Here is a 20,534-nt window from a genome sequence, read left to right as displayed (position 1 = left end):
GTTGCAGCGGCGCCGGCTCGAAACTTTATTCGATCGAATAAGCGAGGTAGTCCTTCACGACTTCATCGTTCAATGCCTGACCGAGGCCTGGCGCATCAGGCACCGTGAAACGCCCCCTTTCCGGCTGATAGTCATGCACGCACAGTTCGCGCACGCATGACTTCAAGGCATAGGTATGATGTTCATGAATCACGAAGTTCGGCACAACGGCTTCGACATGCAGGGCCGCAGCCGTCGACACCGGCCCGCCGCAGATGTGGATCTGGACCGTGGCGTCATAGACATTGGCCATGTCGCAGATCTTCTTGCCTTCCGTGATGCCCCCTGCCAGGCACAGGTCGGGCTGGACGACCGCCAGCGCCTGCTTCTCGAGCAGTTCGCGATAACCCCAACGGGTATAGGAGCGCTCGCCCGTCGCCAGCGGAATCGACGTCTTGCTGGCGATCTTCTCGAAGTTCTTCGCGTTCAGCGGGTTCACCGGCTCTTCGTAGTAGAAGATGTTGTACGGCTCGATCGCGTTGGCAAACTGGATCGCGGAGTTTGTTCCCAGTAGCGAATGAATCTCGCAGATGATATCCACACCGGGACCGACCGCTTCGCGAATCGCCGCGATGCGTTCGACGCCCATCTCAAGCTCGGCATGGCTCAACAGGCCATAGTGCTTCTGGTTGATCCTGGTGACGCCCGTCTTCACGCCATCCCGTCCGATCTGGAGCGGATCCACCTTGACCGCATCGTAGCCCTCCTCGATGGCAGCGCGGGCGCTGGCCGCGTACTGGTCGGGCGTGACGTTTTGCGAGTACACATCGCCCCAGCCGAACTGGAGCTGGCTGGCGTACGTGCGCAGATCATCATTGGTCTTGCCGCCTAACAGCTGATAGATCGGCTGCCCCATTACCTGCCCGCGGATGTCCCACAGCGCGATATCGATGGCACTCATGCCGCCGTAGATCACGGGCCCGCCGCCGGCGCCCCAGTAGGTGGTGCGGAACAGCAGCTCCCAGATGGCTTCGACCTTCATGGGATCCCTGCCGATAATGAACGAGGCGAAATCCCGCAGGATGCCAACGGCCGCCTTGGCGCCGGCGCCATAGGCAAGACCCACCTCACCGATGCCACTGATACCGGCATCCGTGTGCACCCGGAGCAGGACCGGGTTGAACTTCGCCATCGATGCATCCTTCCGATTGACTTCGCAATCGAAAATCTCCACTTTCGTAATCTTCATGTCTACTCCACGAGTGATCGCTTATCCAACAACGCTCTGTGCGTGCGCCGAAGCGCTGGCCTGCGCGTTACGGACCGGGAAAGCGAGTCGCTGATGTCGTGGCAAGGGCAGGGATCCGTACTCGCCACCGATCACGACTCGTCGCGAGCGAGTGTAGAAATCGGGCGAGCGCATGGTCAATTGACCGGCACGCGACCTGACATGTCAGGCCTGACGTTTCCCCTGATTGACGAGCGCAGGGGCTGAAGGCGCAGCGCGCTGCGAAGGCTACGAATCGATCTGGCTCAGCAGATTGCGTTCGCGCTCCGAGAAGCTCTTGCGGATATGTTCCTGCAGCCGGTCGCAGGCGCCTTGCACGTCGCCAGCTTCCAGCGACGCGACGATGGCCGTGTGCGCGGCGAGCGAGGATTGAAAGTGGGAGTCGGGGAACGTCAGCAGACTCCTCATGGCCCAGATCTTGATGTCCAGGGTCTCGTAGGCGTCCGTCAGGTATGGGTTGGCGGCATAGACGAAGGACAGCTTGTGGAATTCCCGGTCCAGCTCGCGGTAGGCGCGCCGGTAGTTGTCCTTGAAATCCAGCGCCTGCGCGCGGGCAACGTTCAGGCGCATGGCCTGTGCAAATCCGCGCGCATCCGCGGCCATTGCCAGCCTGATGGCTGCGCATTCGAGCAACGCCCTGACCAGGTTCAGCTGATCGAATTCCGCTTCGTCCAGCGAGAAGATAAAGGTGCCGATGCGCGGCCTGACCTGAATGATGCCGATCGCGGCGAGCGATGCAATGGCACGGCGAACCGGCGCCTTGCCGATGCCCAGGCGCTGGGCCAGCTGTTCCTCGCTGACCTTCTGGCCCATCTCGAACTCGCCCTGGACGATCAGCGACTTGATCCGCTCCTGTATCTCAAGTTCGTGGCTGGCCTCTTCCAGATGCATTGGCACGGCTGTCTCCCCGAGTCTCAAACCGGCAATGACCGGCGCGCGCCAGATGATATCGCCGCAGGCGCGAGCACGACAGGGCGGTCGCCCTCGTCACCGCGTCCGCGCATGAACGCCTGCGGACCGCAACCCATGTCGAGGCGGAAGGCGTAGACGAACGCGGAGGTGGAACCGTAGCCCAGCTCCATCGCCGTGCGCGTCACGCTCATCCCGCCGCACAACAGTTCAATCGCCCGGAACAGGCGCATGCGGCGGCGCCACGAACGTAGCGATATGCCGGTCTCGCCGACAAAGCGCCTGGAAAGCGTCCTCGCCGACATTCCAAGCACCTGGCCCCAATCTTCCGGTCCGCGGGCGTCCGCAGGATCGGCGTACAGCGCCTCGCACAGCGCCGTCAACGGCGCGCTGCGCGGCCACGGCAGCGCGGCGGGAATCGCCTCGGCCCTGCGCAGCTGGTCAATGATCAGATGCGTGACGCGTCCGGTGTAGCCGTCGACGTCTTCTGTGCCATCGATCGCGGCCGCCTCGACGATCAGCGCCTTCAGCAGGGCCGAGACCCGGAAGACAGTCGCCTGGGCAAACGGCAACTCGCCGCCCACGCCATCACTGATCCAGAGACTTCGAAACTCCGCTCCCAGCAGCGAGCCGACGCGGTGCCGGAGCCCCGTGGGCAGCCAAGCTGCCTGTTCGGGAGAAATGACAAAGGAGCCGCCGGGCATGGTGACGGTCAAGGCACCTGATATCGCATAGACCACCTGGTGCCATGCATGGGCGTGATCCGGAAAAGCATGGCGTGGCGGAATCGACTGCGCTCGCACGGTCATTGGCCGCGGCGGCGCTACGCCGTGTGGTGCCTCAATGGTGTCCCATCTCATGGTCCTGCCCTCCCTTGGCAGTTATTCTATATAGATTGACCGTTAGTCGAAAGACGGCCAGCACGGCTTCGGCTTTAATAGTTGGCATGGCGATCCTCCGGCATGCACCGCGCACCCGGAGGCTGCCGCTTGCCCCAGGCCTTGATCTCACAGGAGTGAATAGTTTTATGGCGCGCTTCGAAGACCGGTACGGTCTGCAACTCTCCACGACCTCTGACGTCGCCGCGGACCGGTACCGGACCGGCATCGACCTGCTGCTGTCCCTGTGGCCGGACGCGGCAGCGACGCTCGACGCCGCCATTGCGGCCGATCCGGATTTCGCGCTCGCCTACGCTGCGCGCGCACGCTTGCACGCCATCCGCGCCGAGGCGGCCGACGCCAAGGGGAAGATTGCCGTCGCCGAGGAGCTGGCGGCGCGCCATGGCACCGAGCGCGAGCGCAGCCATGTCGAAGTCCTGAGGCGGGCCATCCACGGCCAGTCGGCCACGGCGCTGGCCGGCGCCCTCGAGCACGCCGACCGCTGGCCGCGGGACATCCTGATCCTCTCTCTGCCGCTGGGCGCCTTCGGCTTGCTTGCATTCTCCGGCATGGCCGACCACGACCAGGCACGCGTGGACCTGTGCGAGCATCATGCTGCGCATTTCGACGCGGATGACTGGTGGTTCCTGACCTATCGCGGCTGGGCGCATGGAGAGAATGGGGATGTCGTCCGCGGTCGCGCCTTCGCCGAGCGCGCGCTGCAATTGCGACGGAACAATGTCAACGCGGTTCATGCGCTCACACACGTGTTGTATGAAGCCGGCGCTGGCACCGAGGCGGAAGCGCTGATCGAGGACTGGCTGCCCGGCTACGACCGCAGCGGCGTCCTTCACAGCCACATCGCCTGGCACGCCGCGCTGGTTGCGCTGGAGCGGGGCGACACAGAGCAGGCGCTCGGGATTTATGACCAGTACGTCGCGCCCTCTAACACCCTTGGCGTGCCGATCAATGTTGTGAGCGATACGGCCTCGTTCTTGTGGCGCTTCCAGGCTTACGGGCATCCGGTGCCAGCGGGACTCTGGCAGGATGCATCGGCCTATGCTTCGCGGTACTTCCAGCAGCCCGGCTTCCCGTTCGCGGACGTTCACATGGCGCTGGTGGCGGCAGCCAGTGGCGACAGGGCTGCGCTCGAGGCGCGCGTCGAGGCGCTGAACGCACTCATCGAGGCGGCAAAGCTTCCCGCCGGTCCCGTGGTGCCGACCATCTGCCGCGCTGCGCTGGCATTCGCCGAACAAGACTACCTGGGTTGCGCCAGCCTCCTGGAACCCATGGCGCACGAAGTTGTGCGTATCGGTGGCAGCGCGGCGCAGCGGGAGGTCGTGGAAGACACCCTGCTGGTTGCATGGATGCGCAGCGATAACGCGGCCAAGGCGCGGGCGCTGCTCAGCAAGCGGCTGCATCGCCGCCCCTCGCCCCGCGACGCAAGCTGGCTGGAAGGTCTCGCCGCGGCCTGACGCCGCACCACGGACGACTCCACTGAGCGACAGCGCAAAGGGGGGCCGTCGATTCTCGCCGTTCCTCCGGCCTGCTTCGCTCCCGCGCATGCCAGGATCGCCGCGTCCAGCCAGGGCCAAGGCGGCGCCTGCCTGTTCCCGGAACAACGTCCCTCCCCGGCCGCTCGGCAGGCATCGGCCTGCCCGGCCAATCACTCCAAATGACCTCCATCGCAACTACGGAAGCCACGGGGCTTCGACGGCTATTGGTTCACGGCATTGGGCCCGTCGCGGCGATCGCCATCGCGCAGCTTTTCGGCACCGCCTTGTGGTTCAGCGCGAACAGTGCCGCAGCCGACCTGATGCGCGTCTGGCATGCATCGGAGTCCGACATCGGCTGGCTTACCAGCGCCGTACAGCTTGGATTCATCCTCGGCACGCTCGGCATATCCCTGAGCGGAGGCGCGGACCGCTTCCGCGCGAGTTCGATCTTCGTCGGAAGCGCGATTGCGGGGGCGCTCTTCAATCTCGCCTTTGCCTGGTTGTCGATGGGTTTCGCCAGCGGTGCGGCGCTTCGCTTCTGCGTGGGGGTCTGCCTGGCGGGCATCTATCCAATGGGGATGAAACTCATTGTTGGCTGGGCACCGCACCGAACCGGTCAAGCACTGGCTCAACTGGTCGCGATGCTGACCCTCGGCACCGCGCTACCGCATGCCATGCGCGTGGTGGGCGCTGGTCTGCCATGGCAGCTTGTCATTACCGCTTCCTCGGTACTTGCCCTGCTCGGCGCCTGCGTGATCGCGGCGCTTGGGGATGGTCCCCACTCGGTCATAAAGCCTCGGCAAGCGCAGCACGCACAGAAGGCCGACGCTGCGCCGCGCTCGGTGCTCCAGGTCTTCCGTATTGATGCATTCCGAGCCGCAACACTGGGATACTTCGGACATATGTGGGAGCTCTACGCCTTCTGGACCGTGGTACCCGTTCTTGTCGCGCGCACATCATTGCCGACGCTGTTCCCGGACATCGGTGTCTCGGGACTGGCCTTTATTGTGATCGGGATCGGCGGGCTTGGCTCTCTGATCGGTGGCGTCTTCTCGCAGCGCGTCGGTAGCGCCAGGGTGGCATTGACCGCGCTGAGCATTTCCGGGCTGTGCGCCATAGCATTCGCCCTAGGCTGGCAGGTCCTGTCGCCTATCCCCCTGTTCGGTTTGCTACTGCTGTGGGGAGCCTCCGTCGTGGCCGACTCCCCACAGTTTTCCGCGCTTGCATCGAAAGCGTGCCCGCCGGAACTAGTGGGCAGCGCCCTCGCGATCCAGAACTCCATCGGCTTCGCCATCACCGTCGTGTCCATCGCAGCAACAACGGCCCTGATCGAACGCGTCGGCCTGGACGCCACATGGCTCCTTGTTCCGGGCCCGATCCTGGGACTGGCCGGCTTCGCGCTGACGTCCTTACGGGCGCGCGCTGCGCGCTGACGCAGTGCGACCAGCTGACGAAACAGACCGCTGACGACGTCACCGGATTGTCAATAGGAGGAAACGCCGGACCTGAAATGTCAGCTTCGGTAGGGGTCAATTGACGCTGCCGGCATGCGAAACCTAGACTCGGCCGCACCAAGGATGCAAGCGCGCTGACTGGCCGTATGACCTGCCTGCGGACACGACAGCGCGCCTCACTGGTGCATGAATCCATACGATCTCAAGACAGGGGAGACAGTCATGAAGTACAGCGCAAGGCTCGCCGGCATCATTGCCCTTTCATCGTTTGCCGTCACCACCGCGGCCTGGGCAGACGACTATCCGAATCGCCCGATTACGCTTGTCATTCCCTGGGCGGCGGGCGGATCCACCGACGTGGTCTTTCGCACACTGGCGAACGCTGCGGCCAGGCGGCTTGGCCAACCTTTCGTGGTCGAGAACAAGCCCGGAGTAGGCGGGACACTGGGCGCCGTGACCATGTCGAAGACGGCGAAGCCAGACGGATATACCGTCGCCCAGGTATCGGTACCGTTGTTCCGCCTGCCGCTTATCCAGAAAAGCAACTGGGACCCCGAGAAGGACTTCACGTACATCGTTGGCCTGATGGGTTACACCTTTGCCATCACGGCGGCGGCGCAGTCCCCCTACAAGAGCTGGGCCGACGTCGTCAGCGCGGCGAAGAAGCATCCCGGCACCATTACGTACGGCACCTCTGGCCAGAGCTCCACCCCGCACCTTGGCATGGAACAGATCAGCGCCATGGCCGGCATCAACCTCGCGCACGTGCCGTTCAAGTCGGGCTCTGAAACGAGCGTCGCCCTGCTGGGCGGACACACGCAGCTACAGGTGGAAGGCGGCACGTGGATCCCATTGGTGAAAAGCGGCAAGGCAAGACTGCTTGCCGTCTGGACCGAGAAGCGCAGCAAGCTGTTTCCTGACGCACCAACCCTGAAGGAACTCGGCTACCCTCTCGTCATCACCTCGCCGATTGGTCTGGCGGGGCCCCGCGGCATGGATCCGAAGATCGTCAAGAAGCTTCAGGATGCATTTCATGCGGCAATGGGTGATCCCGAAGTGCAAAAGATCATGGACGACTATCTGATGCAACCGGACTACAAGAACGCCGAAGACTTCCGCAAGTTCATGCTGCAGGAGCAGACCAAGGAAAAGGCGCTGGTCAAGCGCCTTGGACTCAGTATGCAATAACGCAGAGGCAAACTCCTCCATAGCGTCACAGGCATGAGCCGCGACAGTCATTGTCGCGGCTCGTTGGACGCAAGCAGAAGTTGCAAGTCAACCGAGATAAAACTGAGCCGTGCAAAAAATAAACCTATGGCGCGCTGACGCTCACCGCGCTGTGCGCCCCACCGGTTATCCGTCTTGGCCCTGGCCATAACCTTGCCGCAGCAGGTTCAGCAACGCACTGACGTAGCTTCTTGGACCCAGCACGTCCTTGCGTGCGCAGAGATTCAGTGTTCTCTTCGCCCAGGAATCCCTGAGTGCCACCACGCGAAGCCCCTCGCAATTGACGGTCGCCAAGGCGGAACGCGGAACGATGGCCACCCCGGCGCCGGAGCGAACCATGGACGCCACCGCCGCGAAGCCGGCCACCTGGATGCGCACATCGACGCGTTTTCCGAGTTCCGACGCCTTGGCGAGCAAGAAGGAGTGAATGGCCGAGCCGTTCTGCTGGCTGACAAACGGGAAGCGCAGACACTCCAGGAATGACACGGGTTCGCGCTCTTCCCATGGTTCGGACGCTGCCAGCAACAGCACGATTTCATCCTCCCGATAGGGAAAGTACACAAGGTCGGGATGGGGCTCGGCCTGCGTGAGGATACCGATATCGGCACGCCCTTCGACCACCGCGACGAGGATGTCCCGGCTAACGTGCTCTTCAAGCGTTATGCGCGCCTTGGGATGGGCTTTCAGGAAGCCTTGCAGGTCGCCGGGCAAAAAGCTGGCGATCGCGCTGCTGTTGGCGTAGATGGCGACCTGTGCATGGACATCTTCGGAGAACGGCACAAGGCTAACGTGCATCTCCTCCAGTTCGCCGAGGCACCGCCTGCAGTGGTCCACCATGATTTGGCCGGCTCTCGTCGGCGAAACCCCGCGCGCCTCCCGCTTGAACAGCTTTGTGCCAATTACCTGCTCCAGGTGCTTGACGCGCAGGCTTGCCGTCGAAGGCGCCAGGAAGCAGGCCGCGCCCCCCTTCGTCATGTTTCCCGCATCCGCGATCGCCACCACAAGCTTCAAATCCATGATGCTGCAATGCATCAGTCTTTGCATTTCTCAAACTCTCGTCTTGCCACAACTCGTTTGTCCAAAGGCGTCTGCGCAGACAGACTTTGCCCTGCCGGCATTGTGCTCGACCTTTTGGAAATCGCAAATGTGCAAATCAACGCAGTCTCCCTCGGCCGCCTTGGCGGTCCTCACTAACGCCATAGACGGGATTCTCGACAACGCCCGGGATACCGATGTCAGCGCCGTCCGCGCGGCCATCCAGCAGGCCTTCCGCTCAGGGGTCTGGCTCCCGGAGGCGCAACGCACACCAGGCGAAGAAAGCTATGCGCGCCATGTCCTGCATAGCGATCCGGACCGCCGCTACACCGTTCTTGCCCTGGTTTGGAAGGAAGGCCAGGCCAGCCCGGTACATGCCCATCACTCCTGGTGCGCCTACTCTGTGGTTTCGGGAGAACTCTTCGAAGAGCGGTTCTCATACGACGCCGCGTGCCACGGCGCGGTCGCCGCTAACAGTGGCTTAAAAGGACCGGGCGACGGCGGCTGTGGCCGTGCAGGCCTGGACCAGATTCATCGCATTCGCAATCGCCGCAGCGAAACGGCCATCTCGGTACACGTATACGGCGTTCCCGCAACGGAACTGCGTCACGGCGTCAACAACGTCCTGCCGCTTCTGGAACCGACCACAATTTGAAGGGAGTTGCCATCGTGAAGAACATCGATCACTGGAAACGCATGGACGCTGTATTGCGCGGCGATGCCATGGAGCAGATTCCCATCTCGCTTTGGCGGCATTTCCCCGTCGAAGATATGGACCCCGGCAGGCTGGCCCGGCATACGATAGCGTGGCAGGAAAAGTGGCGGTTCGACTTCGTGAAGTTCATGCCTCCCGGCACTTTCAGTGTGGAAGACTGGGGCGCAGCTACCGCGTATACGGGCGCGACGAACGGCGCCCGGGTCGTGACCAATGCCGCCGCCAAACGCACGGAAGACTGGAAGAAAATCCGGCACCTCAACGCGCGAGCCGGGTCGTGGGGACAGCAAAACGTTGCGCTGGCGCAAGCCGCGGGCGGGCTCAATGGTTCGGTACCGATTCTGCAAACGGTTTTCAGCCCGCTGACGACAGCCCGCAAGCTCGCCACGGAAGGCATGTTTGCCGACATCCGCTGCAACCCGGATGCCCTCGAAGCCGCGCTGCGCGTGATCACCGACGTCACCATCGACTTCTGTCTCGACGCGATTCGTGCGGGCGCGCATGGGATATTCCTGGCCACCCAACTTGCATCGCACCGGCTTCTTACCGTTACCGAATATGAGCGCTTCGGTGCGAAGTACGACATTGAAATACTCGAAGCCTTGCGCGGCCGCTGTCAGTTCAACATGCTTCACGCCCACGGCGATGACATCATGTTTGATCTGCTTTCCAGCTACCCCGTACAGTTGTTCAACTGGCATGATCGACTGACCGATCCGGATCTGCGGCGCGCTCGACAGAAATTCTCGCAAGTGCTGGTGGGCGGGCTGAACGAGCACAACACGCTCGTCCGCGGCACCCCCCAGGATATTGCCGGCGAGGTCATAGACGCCATCGAGCAGACCGACGGCCGGCGCCTGATCATCGGACCCGGATGCGTGCTGCCGGTCGCGACCGCCGATAGCGCCATCCAAGCCGTTGTGGAAGCAGCGCGCGACCACAACACGGTAGCGTTGTAGCGATAATGCAGCGCAAAGGTCAGCACACGTACAACAACAGGAGACACCATGTTCAAGCATGTTTTCAAGGTAAGCATTGCAGCCGCGCTGCTGGCAGCAGCGCAAGCGGGCTATGCCAATGCATGGCCGGAGCCGTCCAAGCCAATCAGCCTGATCGTTCCCGCGCCGGCTGGCGGCGGCACCGGCGACACCATCGCCCGGCTGCTGGCGCAAAATCTCAAGCGGGAACTGAATGCGACCGTTGTCGTCGATAATCGCGGTGGGGCCAACGGGAACATTGGCGCCGGACTGGCGGCCGCCGCAAAGCCGAACGGCTACACATTTCTGCTGTCCTGGGCTGGCACGCTGGCCGTCAACCCCAGCCTGTACCGCAAACTGCCCTTCGATCCCCAATCAAGCTTCACGCCGGTTTCCATGGTTGCCGAGGTGCCAAACGTTCTGGTGGTCAACAACACCTTGCCGGTGAACGCGTTGGCAGACTTTATCTCATACGCCAGATCGCACCATGGAGAACTCAACTATGGCAGCTCAGGCAATGGAAGCTCGATGCACCTGGCGGGAGAATTGTTCAACCGGGAGACCGGCATCAGCATGACCCATGTTCCTTATAGCGCGCCGGGGACAGCCACAACCAACCTCCTCGCCAACGACATCCAGGTGATGTTCCAACTGGTACCGGGCATCATTGGCCAGGTCAAGGCGCACAAGGTCAAGGCGCTGGCCATCCTGTCGGCAAAGCGGTCTCCTGCCTTGCCCGACGTTCCCACGACGACGGAGCTGGGACACCCCTTGCTCGTCTCGTCAACGTGGTTTGCCGTGTTGGCGCCCAAGGGGACACCCGATCCGATCGTTCAGCGCATGAACGCGGCGATCAACAGAACGCTGACGAGTCCTGACGTAGCCAAAGCCCTGGCCGAGATGGGAGCGATCCCGCTAGGGGGCGATCCAGCCAGGCTCGCCAGCACGCTGTCAGCTGACCTGAGCAAATGGCGGGCGGTGGTGAAGCAGGCGAATATTCAACTGCAATAAGGCGGCAGCGGCACAGTCTGTTTGACCTGGAAAGACAAGGGCGTTCAGAGCTGTGGCTCTGAACGCTTTTCGAGCGTCGCTTCATGCGACGGCGATTGCCGCGACGGGAATACCCGGTTCTCTTTTTTCAGATCCAAATACGTTCCGGCCTCGCATCGGCGAGCTGCCTTATAGCAAGATGCCAAGACCGGTGAACACCAATAGCACGCAAACGAGGTGCTTGAGCGTTGCCCTGGATACTGGTGGCTGACGGTTCGCGGCAAAAGCAGTGACCGCCACAGCGACTGGCAGCGCCTCTGCGGCAAGCTGGATAGCAAGTGGGCTGATCTGGCCGGATACACCCATCACCACCAGTCTCAGTACTGCGCCAACGCCAAAACTGAACATCAACGACTCCTGGATGACCTGCACCGGCCACGGCTACCGGTAGACGGCATACACCAGTGGCGGCGCAGCCGTCGCAAACATGCCGCCGAGCACGCCAGACAGCGCCCCGACCAGCGCAAACGTCTTGGCGCCTGAGGGCTCCGGATACGGTTCCGCCACCTTCCATAGAACCAGGGCACACGCGATCACGCAGATTCCCAGCAAGGTACGCAAGGTGTGGAACGAGTTATTGGCCAGGTAGGTAAGGAAAGCCATTCCGATAAGCGAACCCGCCAGACTCGCGGTGATGGCAGGTTTGATCGCCGGCTCAATGCGTAACGGACGGCGTTTGTAGAGGAAAAGGCCGGCGTTCACGATGATGATGACCGTCACCGCATTCACCGCATCCGGCAGCGGAACAATGTCGGTAAGTCCGACCAGCCCCAGCAGCACAAGGGCCAGCGCAAATCCGGTCACATTCGAGGTATAGACCGCTAGCGCGACAAACAGCAGGAACAGCAAGTGAACCTTCTCATCACCAGCCAGCATCATGACTCCAAACGATTCGAGCACGCCGGCGACAAGGATCTCGTCAACGCGCTTTTCCGATTCGACCGTCACGCCTGCGATGTGAGGCGTTAGAACGAGATTGCGAACCCTCGGTATACAGTGGCTACCTGCCCTCTCCGACCAGGTAGCTCTCTTCCGCGTGCCAGTTAGGCGTTGGTGTAACCGGAGATAAAGGTCTTCTGCTCCCCGGTGTGCTCGTCATAGACATGACGTGAGATCTTTCCGATGTCGCCCCCATACACATGGATGCTGATCGACACGCTGTCGTCATGCGCATTCGCCACGCGGTGAATATCTCCGATCGACGGCGACACCCGATCGACGTGACCGGGCTTGAGAATGTCTTTGCCGAGGGAACGCATCGGCTTGCCAGGCGCCGCGACTTCGAATCGTTCGGACGTCTCGGCACCGCGTAGCATGCCGATGAGGGCCCAGACCGTGTGGTCATGCACCGGGGTCTTCTGGCCCGGGCCCCAGACAAAGCTGACCACCGAGAACCGATCGCCCGGGTCGGCATAGAGAAGGTATTGGCCGTAGTACTGCGGATGCGGCTGCGCGTACGCCTCCGGCAACCAGTTATCCACGGCAATCAGCTCGCCAAGCAGCTTCTCGCCCGCATCGAGGATGCGGCGCTCGTTGCCTTCAGCGGTATCGACGATCCGGGTCATTCCGGCGATAAAGTCGGTAAAAACCTTGGGCAGATTCATTGCATGTCTCCTTTCTGGGGTCAAAGCCTTACGTCGTCGCGCGGCCCAGGTCACTGCCAGGCCGCCCTGGTTGGTACGTTTCCATCCTGACAAGGCAGGTGTGAGCCGCACAGCCTTGCGAGAAGCCGGAGCTGCCCTTGTCCAGGGTCAGCACGTTCGGATTGCCGGCGACATCCAGGGCGTTCGGCCCCTCGTCTTCCGGCGCATACCACGCGCCCGTCGGCAGCATCAGCACGCCTGGCCGAACCGCATCGGTAACGGATGCCGATGCCAGGCACTGTCCCCGGTCATTCCATAGCCGCACCGCGTCGCCATCGGATATCGACAGCCGTGCCGCATCGCCCGGATGGATCCACACCCGCTCACGGCCGTTATGCTTGGTCGCCATGCTGACCGGCGCCTCGTCCAGCTGGCTATGCAGCTTGCCGGCCGGCTGGCGGGACACCAGGTGAAATTCTTCCGGGCCGGCGCAGCCCAGCCACTCGGCGGGCGGGATCCAGGACGGGCACGGCGGACAGTCGTCAAGGCCAAGCTTGGCTAGCTTGTCGCTACCCAACACGATGCGCCCGCTTTCCGTGTTGAGGCGATGCCCGTCGGGATCACGCCGGAAAGCGTCGAGATAGGTGAACATGGGACTGGTCGGCACGGGCGCCGAGCCACGTTCCCAGAATGTCTCGAACTCCGGCAGCTCGACGCCCAGCCTTTCCCGGCTGTGCCGCGCCGAGCGTTCGTACATCATGCGGATCCACTGCATCTCATCCCGCCCTTCGCTGAAGGCGCATTCCACACCGAGACACGCGGCGATACCAAGGACGATGTCGTAGTCGTTGCGCGCCATGCCCACGGGACGGATGGCCTGATGCATGGCGATCAGGTGGTCGGAACGGCGGTTGCCCGCAATATCGTTGCGCTCGATGGAGGTGGTCGCGGGCAGCACAATGTCGGCGCGGCGGGCCGTTGCTGTCCACATCGGCTCCTGCACGATAATGGTATCGGGACGAGACCACGCCTTGCGCAGCCGATTCAGATCCTGATGGTGGTGAAACGGATTTCCGCCCGCCCAGTACACCAGCCGTATGTCAGGGTAGGTGTGCGTCATGCCCTCGTACGTGAACTCTCGCCCCGGCTTCAGCAGCAGGTCGGCGATGCGTGCGCACGGGATAAAGTCTGCATTGGGTTTTGCGCCCTGCGGGAACGCCGGAGATTGCGCCTGGGAAAGCGGCGATCCGACACCGCCAAGGGAACCATAGCCAAAGCCGACGCCAGTGCCGGGCAGTCCGATCTGGCCGATCACCGACGCCAGCGCCAGGGCCGCCCAGTATGGCTGCTCGCCATGGTCTGCCCGCTGCAGGCTCCAGCTCACGGTGATCATCGAACGCGTATCGACCAGGCGGCGGGCGAGCGCGTTGAGACAACCAACGTCAAGGCTCGATATCCGCGAGGCCCACTCCGCGTCTTTCCGCACGCCGTCATGCTGTCCGGCCAGATAGGCCAGGAAGCGATCGGAGCCGCTGCAATAACGGTTCAGGAACGCCTGGTCGTGCCGGTTCGCCGAGACGATTTCTCCGGCCAGCCCCAACATGACCGCGGCATCGGTGTTCGGGCGCACGGGCAGCCATTCGGCCGGCACCCACTCCGGCAAATCGTCACGCATCGGCGAGACCAGGAAGAACCTGACGCCGTTATCGACCATGGCCCGCAAATGGGATTCGAGCTGGTGGCGTGCAACACCGCCGGCCTCGCTCTGGGCCGTGCGGGGCGACAGCCCGCCGAAGACAACAACGGTTTGCGCATGCCTGGCCACGGCATCGAGCGTGGTGGCGCCACCATTGCAGGCCTCGCTGTCGCCGAGGACGTGGCGCAACATGACCGGGCCGGCGGCAATGCTGTAGGTATCGACATGGCCGGTATAGCCGCCGACCAGGTTCAGCATCCGCTTGATCTGCGAGGGGGCATGATGGAACCGCCCGCAGCTGGTCCAGCCATAGGAGCCCGCGAAGATCGACGCATTGCCGTACTCGTGGCGCACGCGATCGATCTCGCTGGCGACGATCTGGTTGACCTGCTCCCAGGACACCGGCACGAACGCTTCGTTGGCCTTTCGCTCGCCCGGCCCGCGCTTGGCGAGCCAGCTCTTCCGGACCATGGGCTGAGCAATCCGGTTGGCGGACTCGGCCCAGTACTTCACCGAGTGGATGACTGGTGACGGCGACGGATCTCCTGCGAACGGCTCGACCCCGACGATCCGGTTGTTCTCCACCAGCAGGGTATAGGCGCCCCAATGGCTGCAATGGCTAAATTTCTGGACTGCCATGGATTTCCTCCTGCCGCTCACTTCGGCGCTTGTCGCAGCACTGTCGCGTCCCCGGACGTCCTGGCCAGCACACCCAGGACCCGCTGCGCCACCAGTTCACAAACTCGCAGCTCCGAATCGGCGGTCACGCCGGCTACGTGCGGTGTCAGCAGCAGGTTCGGCACCCCCGCCAGCACCGACCCGCCAGGCAGCGGTTCGTCGTCGAATACATCCAGTGCGGCCGCCCGGAGCTTTTTTTCCGTCAGGGCGCGCGCCAGAGCTGCCTCGTCGACGATGCCCCCTCGCGCGGCATTGATCAGCACCGCTTCAGGCCGCATCATGGCGAGCCGGTCCGCATTGATGAGGCTACGTGTCTCCGGCATCAGCGGAACGTGCAGACTGACAACGTCACTGACGGCCAGCAATTCGTTCAGGGGAAGCATTTCGCATGGGAAGTCGGGCGACGTCCCCGGCCGAAGCGCGGCGTCATGCGCCACCACGCGCATGTCCAGCCGGCTGGCCAGGCGGCCGGTCAACTGGCCGATCGAGCCGAATCCCACCAGGCCCAGCGTCCGACCACAGACCTCATGGCCTTCCGGCGTTGCCGGACGGGTCCAGCAGCCATCGGCCAGCGTGTCGCTGACGCTGTAGTGGGAAAACCTGAGCAGCAGCATGGCGCAGGTCACGACATACTCCGCCACGGAGCGGGCGTTGGCTCCGAGGGCCGGGATCACTTCGATACCGCGCTCCTGGCAGGCGGGAACGTCGATATTGTCAAGGCCGACCCCAAGGCGACCAACGGCCCGGCACTGGCCGAGGGCATCGAGCAGCTCGCCACGCACCTGCGTACGGTTTCGGACGATCAGGGCCTGGGCATCGCGCGCGGCATCCAGCAGCGCCCCCTGGCGCGCGAAGAGGGTAGGGTCGAACACGACCTCGTGCTCCTTGCGCAGGCGCTCCAGGGACCGGGGGTGAATCAACTCGGGGATCAGGATCTTCATGTTGGCTCTCGTGGTTCCGGGCGCTCGGTTACGCCGTCGACGTCGGTCTCGATCATCGATGCCAGGTCTACTTCAGCAGCCCGCTTTGCTTGAGCACCGGCGTGTACTTGCGGTAGTCCGCCCAGGCCGCCTCGCGCGCGGTGGCACCATCCTGGTAGGCGATATCCAGCGCGTTGTCCGCGGCAAATTTCCTGAATTCCGGCGTTTCCATGGCCGCCTTGGCGGCATCATGGATGTACTTCACCACGGGTGCCGGCGTTCCTTTGGGAACGACGATGAGGTAGCGCACGCCGAAATCCGCCGCGACGCCCTGCTCCTTCATCGTTGGCACGTCCGGCAATCGTGACTGCCGCGTTTCGCTGAAGGAGCCGAGCGCACGCATCTTTCCTGACTTCAGGTACGGCACCGCCTCGATGGGCTGCGCGATCGCGGCGGTGATGTGCCCGCCCAGCAATTGGGGACCCCCTTCTCCCCAACCCTTCTGGGCCACGTCGATCAGCTGCACACCGGCCAGGCGCTCGAACTGGAGCAGGTTGAGATGGCTCAGAGTCGTCACGCCCGGAAAACCCACGCTAAGGCTTTCCGGGGCCTTCTTGGCCGCATTGAGCAAGTCCTGCAGCGTCTGGTAAGGCGAACTGCTCGGCACCAGCATCACCGGGGCGAAGTTGACGATGTTGATGACTGGCGTGACATCGTCCGGCGATTTATAGGACAACGAATTGACCTGCGGCGACAGCGCCAGGTTCGAGTTGGGTACGAATGCGAACTGATACCCGTCTGGCTTGGCCATCGCGAGCGTCGACACCGCCAGGCTGCCACCGACACCCGGCTTGTTTTCGACCACGATGCCCGAGGGGAACCTGGGCGCCATGACCGCTGCCAGCTTGCGCGTGACAAGGTCCGCGGCACCGCCCGGAAGATACCCGACCAAGGCGGTGACCGGTCGGCTCGGGTAGCCGTCCTGCGCCATCGCGGGGGATACGACGGCGCTTAAGAGAAACAGGGAAAGTAGTGCTCGCATGCTTTGTCTCCAATCGATCTTATGTTTTGCTGGGGATATGCGGGTCAGCGCCCTGCCTGCTGCTTAATCGCCGAGCTCGACGAAGGTGGTAACCATGCGCCGCTCTGCTTCGGGCGCGAGCGTCATGCCCAGGCCCGGTGCCGTCGGCACGTGGAAGCGGCCGCCCTGCGGCTGCAGATCCTCGATAAACAGATCCCTGTTACACGCCTTCAGCGCATACGTGTGGTGCTCATGAATCTCGAAATTGGGGATGGCCGCTTCGAACTGCAGCGCAATCGCTGTGGCCAACGGCGATCCGCACACATGGGCCTGCACCCCCACATCGAAGGTGTGCGCGAGGTGTGCAATCTTGCAGGCCTCGCTGATGCCACCGACCAGGCCCACGTCCGGCTGGATCATGTCGATCGACCCGGCCTCCAGGTACGGCAGGAAGCCCCAACGGGTATAGAGCCGCTCGCCGGCGGCTACCGGCACCGGCGACTTGCGCGCGGCACGGTTGTGCGCATGCGCGCCGTTGTAATGAGTCGGCTCCTCCATAAAAAGAATCCCCAGGTCCTTCAAGGTTTCCGCCGCCTGCAGCGCGCCTGCCGTGGAGGTGAAGGAGTGCAACTCGAGGATGATGTCGGCGTCGGGGCCAATGCCGTCCCGCACCGCCTCCATGCGCGCGCGCAGCATCTTGCGCTGCTCGGGTGTCAGGATGCCGCGCAGCTTGGCAGCGCGGCTGCCGTCCGGCGCGATCATCAGCGGATCGACCTTGACGCAGTCGTAGCCTTCCTCGCGCGCACGGACCGCGGCTTCGCGATACCGCGCCGGGTCGACAAGGTTCACCGTTTCCCCGGCCCAGTCGAACTGAAGCTGGCTGGCATAGCAGCGCAGCGGCGCCGGCGTGTCGGCGCCCAGCAGCCGATGCACCGGCAAGCCAAGCGCCTTGCCTTTGATGTCCCAGAGCGCCGCGTCGAGCGCGCTCATGGCGCCGAACACCACGGGCCCGCCCCCTTCGGCCCAGAAGGACTTGCGCAGCATCCGCTCCCAAATGGATTCGGTCGAAAAAGCGTTGTGGCCCAGCACGAAGCGCTGGCCCAGCGCCAGCACCATCGGCCCCGCGGCCTGCGCGCCGGTCCCGTACGCCATGCCGACCTCGCCCAGTCCGCTGACGCCTTCTTCGGTGTGAACCCGGACAAATACGTGATGCCACGAGGCAATGCCGCCCTGGCCGGACAGTTCGGCCTCGAGCACTTCGATCTTGGTAATTTTCATGATGGTCTCCCCCAGGCAGTTTGGGTTGGATGGCCGGCGCGCCAGGTGGCAGCCGACCATTGCGAGATGTGGCATGAGAGGATGCACAGCACTCCCATGCCGTGATGACAGCCCCGACGAGGGCAGTTCGTGCTACTCGACCCGGATGTTGGCGTCCCGCGCCACGGCGCTCCAGCGGTCGACTTCGCTCAGCAGCAGCTTGCGCAGCACCTCTGGATTGCCCCCGCCGGGCTCGGCACCCTGGCGCCGCCATTGCTCGACAAAGGCATCGTGGGCAAACGCCCGGGCCGTGGCGCCGTTCAGCGCGGTAACGACCTGCACCGGCGTGCCGCGTGGCGCGAACAAGCCGTACCAACTGGCCGCGTCATAGTTGGGCACGCCGGACTCGGCGATGGTGGGAAGGTCCGCCAGCGTGCGCGAGCGCTGCCTGGAAGTCACCGCAAGCGCCCGCACGCTTCCGCTGCGGACATACTGCAGCGCCGACGGCATGGTTTCGAAGTAGACCTGGATGGTCCCGGAGATCAGGTCGACCAGCGCGGGGCTGGAGCCCTTGTAGGGGACATGCATCATCCGGGTTCCGGTGACGGCCTTGAACTGCTCCGCCATCAGGTGGTGCAGCGTGCCGGTGCCGGGCGAGCCGTAGGCCAGCTTGTCGGGATTCGCCTTCAGGTAGGCGATCAGTTCAGCGACGTTCTTTACCGGCAGCTTGTTGGTCACCAGCAGCACATGGTCCACCCGCCCCAGGAAGCTGACCGGCACCATGTTGCGGATGTCATAGGGCAGCGCCGGGTAGACGGTCTGGGCGATGGCGTGATGCGCAGCGCCAAACAGCACGGTGTAGCCATCCGGCCTGGCGCGCGCCACCGCATCCGCACCGATAGTGCCTCCCGCGCCGGCGCGATTCTCGACGATCACCGATTGGGATAGCTCGCGCGCAAGTTGCGACGAAACCAGCCGTGCCAGGATATCGACGGTGCCGCCTGGCGGGAACGGCGCGACCAGCCGCACCGGCGCAGCGGGATAGGCCCCGCTCGCAGCGCGCACACCCACAAGCGGCGCCATGGACCCCGCGCCGATATACGACAGGGCTTTTATGAAGTCTCTGCGCTTCATATCTTTGTCTCCTCCGTTATTTTTGCGACCGGCCTTATTTCGCGAGGTAGCCGTGGCGCGTCTGCGGCAGCTTCATCTCGAGCACGCTCGCCGCGACCTGCGTTCTCAGGATCTGCGCGGTGCCGCCGGCAATGGTGAACATCCGGGCATCGCGGACGTGCCGCTCCATCGGGTTGTGGCGGCCATAGCCAGACGACCCATAGAGCTGCAGCGCATCGTTGGTGACCTTGTTGGCCGTCTCGGCGGCGAAGATCTTGGCGCGGGCGGCGCGGGCCATGTCGGGAAATTCCTTGCCACTGCACGCGGCCGAGTGCAACAGCAAGCGCGCGGCCTCCAGTTGCACCGACATATCGCTGATCATCCACTGCAGGCCCTGGAATTCGGCGATGGGGCGGCCGAACTGCTGGCGCGACTTCGCATAGCGCACGCCTTCCTCGAAGGCGCCCTGCGCGATGCCCAGCGCCACCGTGCCGGCACCGACTCGCTGCGCGTTGTACGCGTTCATCAGCGCCGCGAAGCCGCGCTGCAGCCCGCCCGGCGGTACCACCAGCATGGATTTGTGGATCTTCAGGTCGCGGAACTCGATATGCGTCTCGGGGATGCCGCGCACGCCCATCGCGTAGAGGCGGCGGCCGATCACCAGGCCGTCGGGAGCATTGCCATCGCGCACGCAGATGAACGCGCCGATGCCCTGGTCGACACCATCGTCGAACACGCGGGCGAAGATCAAGTGCAGGCGCGAGACACCGCCGCCGGTGATCCAGTACTTTTCGCCGTTCAGGATGTAGTCGTCGCCGACCCGGTCCGCGCGGGTGGTCATCTCGCTGGCGGCGCTGCCGGCGTTGGGCTCGGAGATGCAGATGGCGGGCTTGTCGCCGCTGAGCACGGCCGCCGCGGCGAGCTTGCGCTGCTCGTCGGTGCCATAGCGCAGAATGGCGCCGATCGCACCCATGTTAGCTTCGACGGTAATGCGGCCCATGGTGGCGCACGCCTTCGCCATCTCCTCGATCACGATCACGGTATCGTGGTAGCTGCGACCTTGTCCGCCCAGCTCCTTCGGGATCGTCATCCCCATGAAGCCTGCGGCAAGCAGCCGGTCCACGTTCTGCCAGGGATAGGCCTCGGTCAGGTCGGTGTCGGCAGCGGTCGGTGCGAATGCGTTCTGCGCCAGGTCGCGCGCGGCCAGTTGCAGTTCTCTTTGTTCAGCGGTCAGTTCGAACATGCGTCTCTCCATTGG

The 20,534-nt window shown here is 63.6% G+C and carries 19 protein-coding genes; 6 read left to right on the top strand and 13 right to left on the bottom strand.

Features of this window, described 5'->3' with window-relative positions:
- Positions 1 to 25: 25 nt before the first annotated feature.
- The 3 genes from MKD38_RS19140 to MKD38_RS19130 form a co-directional block, all read right to left on the bottom strand.
- The gene (locus MKD38_RS19140) at positions 26 to 1,228 is read right to left on the bottom strand and encodes a mandelate racemase/muconate lactonizing enzyme family protein (protein WP_252678966.1); all 1,203 of its coding nucleotides are present in this window, start codon (positions 1,226 to 1,228) and stop codon (positions 26 to 28) included.
- 267 nt (positions 1,229 to 1,495) lie between these two features.
- Positions 1,496 to 2,158, bottom strand: a complete 663-nt coding sequence (locus MKD38_RS19135; RefSeq protein ID WP_252679067.1) for a GntR family transcriptional regulator — start codon at positions 2,156 to 2,158, stop codon at positions 1,496 to 1,498.
- A 23-nt stretch (positions 2,159 to 2,181) separates the two neighbouring features.
- The gene (locus MKD38_RS19130) at positions 2,182 to 2,985 is read right to left on the bottom strand and encodes an AraC family transcriptional regulator (RefSeq protein ID WP_252678965.1); all 804 of its coding nucleotides are present in this window, start codon (positions 2,983 to 2,985) and stop codon (positions 2,182 to 2,184) included.
- A gap of 218 nt (positions 2,986 to 3,203) precedes the next feature.
- Between MKD38_RS19130 and MKD38_RS19125 the strand changes: the two genes are divergently transcribed.
- The 3 genes from MKD38_RS19125 to MKD38_RS19115 all read left to right on the top strand — a co-directional run bounded on the left by MKD38_RS19125 (position 3,204) and on the right by MKD38_RS19115 (position 7,192).
- Positions 3,204 to 4,529, top strand: coding sequence for a tetratricopeptide repeat protein (locus MKD38_RS19125; protein WP_252678963.1), 1,326 nt, complete (start codon positions 3,204 to 3,206; stop codon positions 4,527 to 4,529).
- A gap of 200 nt (positions 4,530 to 4,729) precedes the next feature.
- Positions 4,730 to 5,983: an MFS transporter gene (locus tag MKD38_RS19120; protein ID WP_252678961.1), complete on the top strand. Its 1,254-nt coding sequence runs from the start codon at positions 4,730 to 4,732 to the stop codon at positions 5,981 to 5,983.
- 243 nt (positions 5,984 to 6,226) lie between these two features.
- Entirely contained in the window at positions 6,227 to 7,192 is a 966-nt protein-coding gene (locus tag MKD38_RS19115; protein ID WP_252678959.1) for a tripartite tricarboxylate transporter substrate binding protein, read from the top strand.
- A gap of 165 nt (positions 7,193 to 7,357) precedes the next feature.
- Here the strand turns inward: MKD38_RS19115 and MKD38_RS19110 are convergent, their stop codons facing one another.
- The gene (locus MKD38_RS19110; protein ID WP_252678957.1) at positions 7,358 to 8,248 is read right to left on the bottom strand and encodes a LysR family transcriptional regulator; all 891 of its coding nucleotides are present in this window, start codon (positions 8,246 to 8,248) and stop codon (positions 7,358 to 7,360) included.
- Here MKD38_RS19110 and MKD38_RS19105 point away from each other — a divergent pair.
- From MKD38_RS19105 to MKD38_RS19095, 3 genes are read left to right on the top strand one after another with little or no spacing between them, the layout of a single operon-like run.
- Positions 8,247 to 8,921 carry a cysteine dioxygenase family protein gene (locus MKD38_RS19105; RefSeq protein WP_252678956.1) on the top strand — a complete coding sequence of 225 codons (675 nt, stop codon included), beginning with the start codon at positions 8,247 to 8,249 and terminating at the stop codon, positions 8,919 to 8,921. The two genes, MKD38_RS19110 and MKD38_RS19105, sit on opposite strands and share 2 nt — an antisense overlap.
- A gap of 14 nt (positions 8,922 to 8,935) precedes the next feature.
- Positions 8,936 to 9,940, top strand: a complete 1,005-nt coding sequence (locus tag MKD38_RS19100) for a uroporphyrinogen decarboxylase family protein (RefSeq protein ID WP_252678955.1) — start codon at positions 8,936 to 8,938, stop codon at positions 9,938 to 9,940.
- Between the two features lie 48 nt (positions 9,941 to 9,988).
- The gene (locus MKD38_RS19095) at positions 9,989 to 10,969 is read left to right on the top strand and encodes a Bug family tripartite tricarboxylate transporter substrate binding protein (RefSeq protein ID WP_252678954.1); all 981 of its coding nucleotides are present in this window, start codon (positions 9,989 to 9,991) and stop codon (positions 10,967 to 10,969) included.
- 168 nt (positions 10,970 to 11,137) lie between these two features.
- Here MKD38_RS19095 and MKD38_RS19090 read toward each other — a convergent pair whose 3' ends face one another.
- From MKD38_RS19090 to acdA, 9 genes are all read right to left on the bottom strand, one after another.
- Positions 11,138 to 11,356 (bottom strand): hypothetical protein, encoded by a 219-nt coding sequence (locus MKD38_RS19090; protein WP_252678953.1) that lies wholly within the window; start codon positions 11,354 to 11,356, stop codon positions 11,138 to 11,140.
- A gap of 33 nt (positions 11,357 to 11,389) precedes the next feature.
- The gene (locus MKD38_RS19085) at positions 11,390 to 11,956 is read right to left on the bottom strand and encodes a TSUP family transporter (protein WP_252678952.1); all 567 of its coding nucleotides are present in this window, start codon (positions 11,954 to 11,956) and stop codon (positions 11,390 to 11,392) included.
- 95 nt (positions 11,957 to 12,051) lie between these two features.
- Entirely contained in the window at positions 12,052 to 12,612 is a 561-nt protein-coding gene (locus MKD38_RS19080) for a cysteine dioxygenase family protein (protein WP_252678951.1), read from the bottom strand.
- 28 nt (positions 12,613 to 12,640) lie between these two features.
- Positions 12,641 to 14,926, bottom strand: coding sequence for a molybdopterin-dependent oxidoreductase (locus MKD38_RS19075; RefSeq protein ID WP_252678950.1), 2,286 nt, complete (start codon positions 14,924 to 14,926; stop codon positions 12,641 to 12,643).
- A gap of 17 nt (positions 14,927 to 14,943) precedes the next feature.
- Positions 14,944 to 15,906 (bottom strand): hydroxyacid dehydrogenase, encoded by a 963-nt coding sequence (locus MKD38_RS19070; RefSeq protein WP_111519933.1) that lies wholly within the window; start codon positions 15,904 to 15,906, stop codon positions 14,944 to 14,946.
- Between the two features lie 67 nt (positions 15,907 to 15,973).
- Positions 15,974 to 16,927, bottom strand: a complete 954-nt coding sequence (locus MKD38_RS19065; protein ID WP_240987726.1) for a tripartite tricarboxylate transporter substrate binding protein — start codon at positions 16,925 to 16,927, stop codon at positions 15,974 to 15,976.
- Positions 16,928 to 16,990: 63 nt separating this feature from the next.
- Positions 16,991 to 18,163 carry a mandelate racemase/muconate lactonizing enzyme family protein gene (locus tag MKD38_RS19060; protein ID WP_240987436.1) on the bottom strand — a complete coding sequence of 391 codons (1,173 nt, stop codon included), beginning with the start codon at positions 18,161 to 18,163 and terminating at the stop codon, positions 16,991 to 16,993.
- A gap of 153 nt (positions 18,164 to 18,316) precedes the next feature.
- Positions 18,317 to 19,297 (bottom strand): Bug family tripartite tricarboxylate transporter substrate binding protein, encoded by a 981-nt coding sequence (locus tag MKD38_RS19055; RefSeq protein WP_252678948.1) that lies wholly within the window; start codon positions 19,295 to 19,297, stop codon positions 18,317 to 18,319.
- 34 nt (positions 19,298 to 19,331) lie between these two features.
- Complete coding sequence (gene acdA, locus MKD38_RS19050) at positions 19,332 to 20,519, bottom strand: 3-sulfinopropanoyl-CoA desulfinase (RefSeq protein ID WP_025583077.1); 1,188 nt, start codon at positions 20,517 to 20,519, stop codon at positions 19,332 to 19,334.
- Positions 20,520 to 20,534: the final 15 nt, after the last annotated feature.

Source organism: Cupriavidus sp. WGlv3 (assembly GCF_023952475.1).
Taxonomy (GTDB): domain Bacteria; phylum Pseudomonadota; class Gammaproteobacteria; order Burkholderiales; family Burkholderiaceae; genus Cupriavidus; species Cupriavidus phytorum.
Note: the sequence above shows the minus strand (reverse complement) of the source record. Positions and strands in the feature narration are given on the sequence as shown.